Source organism: Flavobacterium arabinosi (assembly GCF_048158725.1).
GTDB lineage: Bacteria > Bacteroidota > Bacteroidia > Flavobacteriales > Flavobacteriaceae > Flavobacterium > Flavobacterium arabinosi.
In genome coordinates this window covers 435,450-447,866 of the sequence record NZ_JBLNKX010000002.1, presented here as the reverse complement: position 1 = coordinate 447,866, position 12,417 = coordinate 435,450, and the positions used below count along the sequence as shown (strand labels likewise).

The 12,417-nt window shown below is 36.8% G+C and carries 6 protein-coding genes and 2 pseudogenes; all 8 read left to right on the top strand.

The features are described 5' to 3' along the window. Positions 1-8: 8 nt before the first annotated feature. The 8 genes and pseudogenes from ACM55K_RS06055 (at position 9) to ACM55K_RS06020 (ending at position 12,388) form a co-directional block, all read left to right on the top strand. Positions 9-3,188: pseudogene (locus ACM55K_RS06055) on the top strand (efflux RND transporter permease subunit). A 34-nt stretch (positions 3,189-3,222) separates the two neighbouring features. Then, positions 3,223-4,479: a TolC family protein gene (locus ACM55K_RS06050; RefSeq protein WP_416849339.1), complete on the top strand. Its 1,257-nt coding sequence runs from the start codon at positions 3,223-3,225 to the stop codon at positions 4,477-4,479. A 2-nt stretch (positions 4,480-4,481) separates the two neighbouring features. Further along, on the top strand, positions 4,482-5,729 hold the full coding sequence (locus ACM55K_RS06045; RefSeq protein WP_416849338.1) for a heavy metal-binding domain-containing protein: 1,248 nt from the start codon (positions 4,482-4,484) through the stop codon (positions 5,727-5,729). A 3-nt stretch (positions 5,730-5,732) separates the two neighbouring features. Next, positions 5,733-6,947, top strand: coding sequence for an efflux RND transporter periplasmic adaptor subunit (locus ACM55K_RS06040; RefSeq protein WP_416849337.1), 1,215 nt, complete (start codon positions 5,733-5,735; stop codon positions 6,945-6,947). Positions 6,948-6,970: 23 nt separating this feature from the next. Beyond that, entirely contained in the window at positions 6,971-9,505 is a 2,535-nt protein-coding gene (locus ACM55K_RS06035; protein ID WP_416849336.1) for a heavy metal translocating P-type ATPase, read from the top strand. Between the two features lie 30 nt (positions 9,506-9,535). Then, positions 9,536-9,865: pseudogene (locus ACM55K_RS06030) on the top strand (MerC family mercury resistance protein); the annotation flags it as partial. A gap of 51 nt (positions 9,866-9,916) precedes the next feature. Continuing rightward, entirely contained in the window at positions 9,917-10,135 is a 219-nt protein-coding gene (locus ACM55K_RS06025; protein ID WP_416849483.1) for a GDCCVxC domain-containing (seleno)protein, read from the top strand. A 21-nt stretch (positions 10,136-10,156) separates the two neighbouring features. Continuing rightward, the gene (locus ACM55K_RS06020) at positions 10,157-12,388 is read left to right on the top strand and encodes a multicopper oxidase family protein (protein ID WP_416849335.1); all 2,232 of its coding nucleotides are present in this window, start codon (positions 10,157-10,159) and stop codon (positions 12,386-12,388) included. Positions 12,389-12,417 lie beyond the last annotated feature (29 nt).

Genomic DNA, 12,417 nt, shown 5'->3' with positions numbered 1-12,417 from the left:
AAATAATAATGATAAATTATTTCATAACCTGGGCACTTAAAAACCGCATTATTGTTTTGCTCATTGCAGCAGCAGTTGCGGCTTACGGTATTTATGCAGTAAAAAATACGCCCGTTGACGCTATCCCCGATTTGTCAGAGAATCAAGTCATCATTTTCACTGAATGGATGGGACGTAATCCGCAAATCATCGAAGATCAGATTACCTATCCTTTGGTAAGTAATTTACAGGGGATTCCTAAGGTAAAAAACATACGGGCAAACAGCATGTTTGGGATGAGTTTTGTATTCGTGATTTTTGATGATGATACTGATATTTATTGGGCAAGAACAAGAGTTTTAGAACGATTAAATTATGCCCAACGACTTTTACCCGAAGGAATCATACCTACACTTGGTCCAGACGGAACAGGATTGGGTCATGTTTATTGGTACACTTTAGATGCTCCAGGCTATGATTTAGGAGAACTTCGTGCTTTGCAGGATTGGTATGTCCGTTTTGGTTTACAGACTGTTGATGGTGTTAGTGAGGTAGCTTCTTTTGGAGGTTTTCAACGACAATACCAAGTGGTTGTTGACCCTAATAAACTGCGTTATCATAACATCCCATTAATGGAGGTTGCCGGAAAAATTAAAGCAAACAATAACGATGTTGGTGGACGAAAATTTGAGCAATCGGATATCGGATATATCATTAAAGGATCCGGCTATATCAAAAACATAAAAGAAATTGAAAATATTCCGCTTAGAACCATTAACTCAGTTCCTGTTAGAATAAAAGATGTTGCTACTGTTCAAATGGGAGGAGAACTGAGGCTTGGCATTATTGATGAGAATGGTGAAGGAGAAAAAGTGGGAGGAATTGTCGTAATGCGTTATGGAGAAAATGCAAAAGATGTAATAGGAAGAATTAAGGAAAAATTACCGGATATCGAAAAAGGCTTGCCTCCCGGAGTAAAATTTAAAACGGCTTACGACCGTGCCAACCTCATCGATGCTACTATAAGCACATTGAAGGAAGCGGTAATAGGAGAAATTATAGTGGTCGCCATCGTCCTATTCATCTTTCTGCTTCATGTAAGAAGTGCATTAATAGTCGTAATTACAATTCCAATATCTGTTCTTATTTCATTCATTATGATGAGCTGGTTTGACATCACTTCAAACATAATGTCTCTTGCAGGAGTTGCTCTTGCCGTGGGTGATTTAGTGGATGCCGGAATTGTGATGGTTGAAAATGCAATGAAATCAATAAGTGGAGAAGAAGATTAATTTTTTTTAAAGTTAGAACAAATGTTATCAAACGAAGAAAGAGAAAAGAAAATTGAAGCGTCATCTAAGCTGATTGGGAAAGCCGTATTTAATTCCATACTGATTACGCTGGTATCATTCAGTCCTATACTATTCCTTACAGGGCAGGAAAATAAACTATTTTCACCTTTAGTATGGACTAAAACCTTTGCTATGATTGGCTCTGCCTTCGTAGTTGTATTTCTTGTTCCGGTGCTTATGACACTATTTTTAAAGGGAGACGTGCGTCCTGAAAGTAAACATCCCGTTTCCCGTTTTTTCCTTTGGATGTATAATCCGATAATCCGTTGGTGTCTAAAATGGAAAAGAACAACTCTTGCGTTAAGTATCGCATTAGTATTGGGAAGCGTTCCTCTGGTGCTCAGTCTTGGAACTGAATTTATGCCACCGTTAGATGAAGGATCTTTACTTTTTATGCCAGTAACTTTGCCTGATGTTTCCAATTCCGAAATAAAGCGAATCATGCAAGTACAGGATAAACTAATTATGACTGTCCCTGAAGTGCAAAATGTTCTCGGAAAAGCCGGACGGGCTAATACAGCCACAGATAACGCACCTATGAATATGATTGAAAGCATCATACTATTGAAACCGCAATCGGAATGGAGAGAGGATTTTTCCAAGGATGATATCATTAACGAGTTAAACGCTAAACTACAAATTCCGGGAGTTATAAACGGGTGGACACAACCCATTATCAATCGGATCAACATGCTGTCAACTGGAATTAGAACAGATGTGGGGATTAAATTATATGGGCAAAACATTGACACGATCAATAAGTTGGCGCAACAATTTAAAAAAGAACTGGAAGGATTAGACGGTGTAAAAGATTTGTATGTGGATCCCATCGTAGGCGGAAAGTACATTGACATAAAAATAAATAAAGAGGAGATTGGCAGATACGGTCTTTCAGTGGATGATGTAAACATGTTTATCGAAACAGCCATTGGAGGAATGAATGTTACCACTACAATCGAAGGCCGGCAACGGTTTTCTGTTAATGTGCGATTTGCTCAGGATGCTCGTGATGAAATCCATAAGTTGAAAATTTTGCCATTACAAACCATGGAGTATGGTTCTATACCACTTTCTGCCGTTGCTGATATCAGTATTACCGAAGGGCCTCCCATGATAAGTTCAGAAAATGCGATGCTAAGAGGAACGCTTCTGTTTAATGTTCGAGAAAGGGATTTAGGAAGTACTGTAAATGATGCCAAAAAGAAACTCGAAGGAGCGATTAAAAAATTGCCAAAAGGGTATTTTTTAAGTTGGAGCGGACAATACGAAAACCAAGTAAGGGCGCAGGAGCGATTGAAAATGATTATTCCCTTTGTGTTACTCATCATTATGGCTATCCTTTATTTTACCTTCCATACTTTCAGGGAAGTACTGATAGTCCTTTCTGCCATTCCGGTTGCTTTGGTTGGTGGAGCTTATTCACTGTATTTCTTCGATGTCAATTTTTCGGTTGCCGTTGCCGTTGGTTTTATTGCCCTATTTGGAGTTGCCGTAGAAACAGGGGTATTAATGCTGGTTTACATGAATAATTCAATACACAAAAAGGTAAGTAAGATTACTGCGGAGAATAAATCAATGACAAAACAGGATATCGAAGATGCCATTTATGATGGTGCTGCTTTAAGGTTAAGACCAAAGCTGATGACTGTTCTGGTTGATATTATTGGCTTAATGCCTGTTTTATTAGCCACAGGAACGGGTAGTGATGTAATGAAACCAATTACAATTCCATTTGTTTTTGGGTTAATGACCTCCACTCTATTTGTACTGATTGTATTGCCTGTATTGTATGCCTTAGTCAGGGAATACGAATTAAAAAAACATGGTAAACTAATAGTAAAGGAATTGGAGGATTAATTCGAAAAAAAACAATAAATAAAAGATATTTGAAATGAAGATAAAGAGTAAATATTATTTCGTTTTAGGTTTGATTTTAAGCTGTATTACTGTTAAGGCACAAACACTTTCGTTGGATGAAGTTTTGACCAATATCAAAACAAATAATCCACAATTAAAAATGTATGATGCCGATATACAAAGTATGGATGCCGCGGCAAAAGGAGCCAAAAGTTGGATGGCACCACAAGTCAGTACGGGATTTTTTATGACACCTTACAATACCAAAATGTGGAAGGCAGATGAAATGAGCCCCGGAATGGGAAATTTCATGTTAGGAGTTACACAAATGATTCCAAATGCTTCCAAACTAAAAGCCGATTTTAATTATATGAATACGATGTCTTCGGTCGAAGCCGAAAACAAAAATTACACCAGTAATCAATTAAATACTATTGCAAAAACGAATTATTATCAATGGTTAATATTAAATAAAAAACTAAAAATTGCTAATGATAATTTATTGCTTTTGGAATATATGATTAAAAGCATGGAAATACGATATCAGTATAATATGGATAAGCTACCAACGTATTACAAAGCAAAATCGCAATACAGTGTATTAGAGAATATGATAGTAATGTTACAAAATGATATCTCTCAAAAAAGAATTATGCTCAATACGTTGATGGCAAGAGAAAAAAACACTGCTTTTGAAATAGATCCAACCTATAAATTAAATAATTTTGATATTATAAAATCTGACTCCACAGCACTTTCCCAAAACCGAAGCGATGTTAAAGCTATTGAAAAAGCAATGGCATTAAATCAATTGAAAATAGCCGCCGAAAAAACAAAATTATTACCTGAGTTTGGTGTCAAGTACGACCACATGTTTGCCTTTGGGGAGCAACCCCAACAATTCTCTTTAATGCTTATGGTTAATATTCCTTTCGCACCATGGTCATCAAAAATGAACAAAGCCAACATCAATAGTTTTCAAATAAAAAACGAAAGCCTGAACTTTCAAAAGCAGATGATTCTCAATGAAGCTTCAGGGATGATTTCAGGGATGAATATAGAGCTGACAAACTTAAAAAAGCAATATGATATTTCGGAAAAAAATATTATTCCAGCCTTACGAAGAAATTATGATACCACCATTATAGCCTGGCAAAACAACACTGGGGATTTGTTTGTTGTTCTTGACGCTTGGGAAGCATTAAACATGGCACAAATGGATACTTTGGATAAATTACAAGCCATTCTGAATACACAAGTAGAAATTGAAAAACAACTGGAAACTAATTAATTATGAGCCGATACTTAAAATATAGCTTGGTCGTTATAGTAATTTCTATTATTGGATTTGCAATCTATTACTTCGCAATAAGGTCAGATAAACCAATACACACTCAGCATCAAAAAGAAGTCTATACGTGTTCCATGCATCCTGAAATCATTCGGGACAAACCGGGAAACTGCCCTATTTGCGGAATGACTTTAGTAAAAAAGCAAGACTCCGGTCATGCTATAAAAAGCACTTCAATCGAAAATTTTTTAAAGCGTACCGATAATTTTATAGTAGGTAATTATAAAACCACAACACCAAAAGATACCATTTTAAACAGCGAAATAAATTTGCCTGGAATTGTAGCATACGACCCCAATTCCTCCATAAATATTGCAGCAAGAATGAGTGGTAGAATAGAAAAAATGTATGTCAATTATAAATACCAAAAAATAACTAAAGGACAAAAGCTTTTTGATTTATACAGTCCGGAATTACTCACCGAACAGCAAAATTTCATCTATTTAATGACTAATGACGCTGAAAACCATTCTATCATTAAAGCATCAAAACAAAAATTACTGCTCTACGGAATGACGCTTAATCAAGTAAATGCATTGGCTTCTGCCAAAAGGATAAACCCTCTAATTTCAATATACAGTCCTGCTTACGGAATTATTCAGGGAACCGAAAGCATGACCAAAAGCACGGAGGGCAGTATGCAAAATTCTAATATAACTACAGAAGCTTTAACCATTAAAGAAGGAGATTATATTAAAAAAAATGAAGGCGTTTTTAAATTAGTGAATACCGATAAAGTATGGGGTGTTTTTAATGTCTTGCCTGGATATAATAGCTTAATTAAAATAAACCAGCCTATAGATATTTCATCAGAATTTAACGAAAATGAGCCTATAACCGCCAAAGTAAATTTTATTGAAACACAATTCAACCAGACGGACAGAACCAATAGAATTAGAGTTTATTTAAATAACAGTTCGCTAAAGTTACCAATTGGTTTACGATTACAAGGGGTTGTGAAAACAAATCCAACGAAAGGGATTTGGCTGGAAAAAGAAGCTTTGGTGACCATTGGAAATAAGAAAATAGTTTTCATAAAAATGGAGGATGGCTTTAAAGCGAAAGAGATAAAAACAGGAATGGAAATCAATGACTTTATCCAGATTATAGATGGTATTTCGGTTGAAGATACAATTGCTAAAAATGCACAATATTTAATTGATAGCGAAAGCTTTATTAAAACAGACTAAAACATGAAAGCATTAATAAACATCAGTATCCTATTTATACTATTTACAATAGTAATAGCTTGTAATACTAAAAACAAGGAAGACCATGGCAAACATGCTACAAAAGAAAGTGTTTACTATACATGCGCTATGGATCCGCAGATAAGGGTAAGTAAACCGGGAAAATGTCCTATTTGTCACATGGACTTAACGCCAATAAAAAACGACGATTCTGCGGCTAACGAAATAGCCTTGAGTGAGCAGCAAATAAAATTGGGTAACATCACTATGCAAACTATAGCAGAATCAGGAAATAGTTTAGAAGAAACCTATACAGGTGTTTTAACGATCAATCAGGAAAAAGTTAAAACCATATCCTCCAGGGCGATGGGACGTATCGAAAAGCTATATTTCAAAACTACAGGGGATTATATTAGGAAAAACGAAGCGGTTTATCATTTATACAGCGAAGATATTGCGATAGCCAAGCAAGATTATTTCACAGCGTATAAACAGCTTGCAATGCCCGGTGATTTTGGGAAAAATGCTAAAACTATGCTAAATGCAGCCAAACAAAAACTATTGTTCTTTGGCTTATCCAATACCCAAATTGAAAGTATAAAAGCGAGCAATAAAATTTCTCCTTACACTACTTTCTACAGCACATTCAGTGGGTATGTTACGGAAATAATAGCCACAGAAGGCAGCTATATCATGGAGGGTTCGGGAATACTTAAATTAGCGGATTTAAATAGTCTTTGGCTTGAAGCACAGTTAAATGTAAACTATGTTAAAGGTGTAAAAATTGGACAAAATGCAAAAATTTCATTTACTGATTATCCAGATAAAACAATAAATGCCAAAGTTTCATTTATTAATCCGGAAATAAATCCAGACACCAGACTACTCTTAATTCGGATGGAAGTCCCAAATCCGAACTTATTCTTAAAACCAGGCATGCAGGCAATGACTAAATTAACCCAACCAAATGTGAAAGGATTATTTATTCCAACGGATGCTGTTATCAGAGAAGAACATGCCACTTATATATGGATTGAAAAAAGACATGGTGTATTTGAAAACCTCATGGTAGAAACAGGAATTGAAGCCAATGGGATGATAGAAATTAAATCAGAAATGGATCCAACAAAAAAAGTAGTCATTACGGGAGCGTATGCCATAAACAGCGAATACAAATTCCGCAAAGGAAGCGACCCTATGGAGGGAATGAAAATGTAATATTTAAAAATAAAAACAAAAAAATGACACACACCTATAATATCACCGGAATGTCTTGCGACGGTTGTCGTTCCAAAGTCGAAAAAACATTGAATTCAATTGACGGGATTCAAGCAACAGTTACTTTGGATCCGCCAATGGCAACGATAACAATGGATAAACACATTCCTACAACTCAATTGAAAGAGGCATTGACAGCCGCCGGAAATTATACAATAGCAATGAATAACGGGGTTGATTCTCATGGAACAACTGAGAAATCAATGGAAAAATCATGTTGCAGTTCGAATAAACAACAAGAGAAACCAACAGTGATTTTACCCAATAATGCGAAAGGCAAATACTATTGTCCTATGCATTGTGAGGGTGAAAAAGTCTATGATAAGCCAGGAAGTTGTCCCGTTTGCGGAATGGATTTGGTCCAAGAAGCAGCGTTGACAAATAGTAAAACGTTGTACACTTGCCCCATGCATCCTGAAGTAATTAAAGACGGTCCCGGTTCTTGTCCCATTTGTGGAATGGATTTAGTGCCAATGGAACCATCCGATTCTGAAGAAAATAAGGTCTATAATGACTTGGTTCGTAAAATGAAAATCGCAGTAATTTTTACAGTTACAGTGTTCTTAATTGCCATGTCGGATATGATTCCGAATAATCCATTAATGAAAATTATGGATGCTTCAAAATGGAATTGGGTACAACTGATTTTATCGCTTCCTGTAGTTTTTTATGCATGCTGGATGTTTTTTGAGCGTGCTTGGAAATCCATTATTACTTGGAATCTCAATATGTTTACCCTTATCGGCATTGGTACAGGAGTGGCGTTTTTATTTAGTTTAGTCGGAATGTTTTTTCCTGATATTTTTCCAAATGAATTTAAAACCCATAACGGAACGGTTTCGCTCTATTTTGAAGCAACAACAGTCATATTGACATTGGTTTTATTGGGGCAATTGTTAGAAGCCAGAGCACATAGTCGAACCAGTGGTGCGATAAAAGAATTGTTGAAATTAGCACCAACCGAAGCAACTTTGGTTAGCGATGGAGTGGATAAAGTAATCTCAATTCACGATATCAAAAAAGGGGATTTATTGCGTGTAAAACCGGGAGATAAAATTCCGGTGGATGGAAAAATCACCGATGGAGAAAGTACCATTGATGAATCGATGATTACTGGCGAACCCATTCCTGTTGATAAAAAAATAGGAGATAGCATTAGTTCAGGAACAATAAACGGAAATAAATCGTTTGTGATGATTGCCGAAAAAGTAGGTTCGGAAACCTTGCTTTCGCAAATTGTACAAATGGTCAATACTGCCAGTAGGTCTAAAGCACCAATCCAAAAACTAGCGGATAAAATCGCTAAATATTTTGTGCCAATTGTTGTCTTTGTTTCGGTAATCACCTTTTTTGTTTGGGCAAAATTTGGACCGGAACCCGCGATGGTTTATGGGTTTATCAATGCGATTGCCGTATTGATAATTGCCTGTCCGTGCGCTTTGGGATTAGCGACGCCTATGTCAGTCATGGTTGGTGTTGGGAAAGGAGCGCAATCGGGAGTTTTGATAAAAAACGCCGAAGCACTTGAAAATATGAACAAAGTAAATGTCTTAATTACCGATAAAACAGGAACAATCACGGAAGGAAAACCTTCTGTTGAAAAAGTATTTGCTATAAATAATGATGAAAATTCGCTATTGCAAAGTATTGCTTCCTTAAATCAATACAGCGAACATCCTTTGGCACAAGCCGTAGTCAATTTTGCGAAAGCGAAAGGAGTTTCATTAATCGAAGTCAAGGATTTTGAAGCGATTTCCGGCAAAGGAGTCATTGGCACGGTTACCAATAAAAAAGTGGCACTCGGAAATAAAAAATTAATGGAGCAAGTGAATGTTTCAGTTTCGGATGAATTAGAAAATAAAATCAGTGCCGAACAAAAACTGGGGAAAACGGTTTCTTATATTTCAGTTGATGGAATCGCGGTGGGATTTGTATCGATAACTGACGCTATAAAAGCAACAAGTGTCGAGGCCATAAAAGAACTGATGCGCCAGGGAGTTGAAGTAATTATGCTTACTGGTGATAATGAAAATACAGCAAAAGCAGTGGCGACACAATTGAATTTAAGTTCGTTTAAAGCGAGTTGTTTGCCCGAAGACAAGCTCAAGGAAATTAAACGATTGCAATCTGAAGGGAAAATTGTAGCGATGGCGGGTGACGGAATCAACGATGCTCCGGCTTTGGCGCAAGCCGACATAGGAATTGCGATGGGAACCGGAACGGATGTGGCTATTGAAAGTGCGAAAATAACGTTGGTGAAAGGCGATTTACAAGGAATCGTAAAAGCCAAAAATTTAAGCCATGCCGTGATGAAAAATATCAAGCAAAATTTATTCTTCGCTTTTTTCTACAATGTACTTGGAATTCCGATTGCTGCGGGCGTTTTGTATCCGTTTGTTGGAGTTTTGCTTTCGCCAATGATAGCGGCTTTGGCGATGAGTTTTAGTTCGGTTTCAGTAATTGTAAATGCGTTGCGATTGCGTGGTTTAAAACTTTAAATTAAAAATCAAATAACTGATATATTAAAAATGAAATTAACAAATAACATAGACAAATTAGGAACAATCGGTCTCTTTACGATAGCACTATTTTCACCTTGCTGTTTTCCGCTTTTTGCATTTGTAGCATCAATATTTGGATTGGGTAGTTTTGAATTGTTTGGTGGATGGACTATGTGGGTATTTCTCATCATGGTTTTAATTTCAATTATAGGTTTAATTATTTCTTATCAAAAGCATCGGAATTTTTTTTCGCTATTAATTGCCATACCATCGGTTGTATTAATTTATTACGAATATTATTTTAACAGCAATACTTATTTTATTTACATGGGGATGTTTGGTTTGTTATTAGCAACTGGAATTAATTATTACAGAAATAAATTGTACGGTACCTGCAATACTTGTGTAATCTATAACGGGAAGTCAGTAGAACTTAAATCAACTTTAGCCTGTCCAAATTGTGGACATAAAAAAGACGAAATAATGCCTACCGATGCTTGTCAATTCTTTTACGAATGCGAAAATTGTAAGACTGTATTAAAACCTAAACAGGGAGATTGTTGCGTTTATTGTAGTTATGGAACTGTAAAATGTCCGCCAATTCAGGCAGGAGATAAATGTTGTTAAAAGTCACAAAAGAAATTAAAGATGAAAAAATACTCCATAATTATAATCTTGCTTTTTGCTTTGAATGCTGCCGCACAAAAGGTAGTTCGTTACGATTTATATGTTCGGGATACAATTGTCACTTTTGGTGATAAACCCAAAAGAGCGATTGCCGTAAATGGACTAATTCCTATGCCCACGCTCACGTTTACCGAAGGCGATATTGCCGAAATTTATGTGCATAATGAGTTAAATGAAGGTACTTCGCTGCACTGGCATGGATTGTTTTTGCCCAATAAAGAAGATGGCGTGCCTAATTTGACACAAATGCCAATCAAACCAAATACAACCCATAAATATACGTTCCCAATTATCCAAAATGGAACCCATTGGTATCACAGTCATACCGGTTTGCAGGAACAAATCGGGATGTATGGTTTGTTTATTATGAATAAAAAAGCAGGTGATTCGACTTTTAGAAAAGGGATTGATGATTTGCCAACCGTTCCAATTATTCTGAGCGAATGGACGGATATGAAACCGGAAAATGTGCATCGGATGTTACACAATGCGACGGACTGGTTTGCGATTCAAAAAGGAACTACGCAAAGCTATTCTGAAGCTATAAAAGCGGGACATTTCAAGACTAAAGTCACCAACGAATGGAAACGGATGAACGCCATGGACGTCAGTGATGTATATTACAATAAATTCCTGATCAACGGGAAAAATGAAAGCCAGCTTTCACAGTTCAAGGCAGGTGATAAAGTACGTTTAAGAATTTCCAATGGTGGTGCTTCTACCTATTTTTGGTTGAATTATGCCGGAGGAAAAATCACTGTTGTTGCTAGTGACGGAAATGATGTGGAACCTGTTGAAGTCGATCGATTAATCGTTGCTGTTTCTGAAACGTATGATGTTGTTGTAACGATACCTGCGGATAAAACGGCGTATGAGTTTTTAGTCACTTCGGAGGATAGGACGAAATCGGCTTCGTTGTATTTAGGAGATGGCATCAAGCAATTGATTGCGCCTATGCCTAAATTAAAGTATTTTGAAGGAATGAAAATGATGAACGGCATGATGAAAATGAATGGCGATTTAGATGATATGGGCATGCAAATGTCACTCAACCAAATGGACATGAATGTGGTGATGTATCCTGAAATTACTGGAAACAGTCAAAAGTCAAAAGTCGAAAGTCAGAAAAATGATGAACATGCCAATCATAATCAATACGACTCCAACGCACTTTCTGACATCACGACCTTGAATTATGCGATGCTGAAATCACCTACTAAAACAACATTGCCAAAAGACGCACCGGTAAAAGAATTGCGGTTTGAATTATCAGGAAACATGAATCGCTATGTTTGGAGTCTGGACAATAAAGTGGTTTCGGAAGCCGACAAAATTCTAATTAAAAAAGGAGAGAATGTTCGAATAGTACTCTTCAACGGCTCCATGATGCGCCATCCGATGCATTTGCACGGACACGATTTTAGAGTGCTGAACGGAAAAGAAGCATACGCGCCGCTGAAAAACATCATCGATATTATGCCGATGGAAACCGATACGATTGAGTTTAATGCGAATGTTAAAGGCGATTGGTTTTTTCATTGTCACATTCTCTATCACATGATGGCGGGAATGGGCAGGGTTTTTAGTTATGAAAATCAAGAGCCAAATCCTTTGATTCCAAATCCAAAATTAGCGCAACGCAAATTGTTTGCTGATGACAGAGCTTTTCATGTGATGGCCGAAAATGATTTTGCCACCAATGGAAACGATGGAATGGCAATGTTAGGAAATACACGTTGGAGTATTGGAACAGAATGGCGTTTGGGCTACACCAATCATCATGGGTATGAAACCGAAACGCATATAGGACGATACATTGGGAAAATGCAATGGCTGATGCCGTTCATCGGTTTTGACTGGCGGTATCGAAAAATGGAAATGGGACCAATGGAAGAGAATCTTTTTGGTCAAGCCAATACCAAAGACAATCGCGCCGTTTTCAGTGCCGGAGTCGAATATACCTTGCCCATGCTCATCAAAGCACAAGCAGAAGTATTTACCGACGGAAATTTCAGGCTGCAATTTGAACGCATGGATATTCCGGTTTCCAAAAGATTGCGCATGAATTTAATGTGGAATACGGATAACGAATACATGGCAGGATTGCGGTATATTGTCAAGAGAAATTTTGGAATAACCACGCATTATGACAGTGATATGGGATTTGGTTTTGGGTTGAGTTTGAATTATTAAAAACGGAATACTTTGTTTTGTAATTTTGA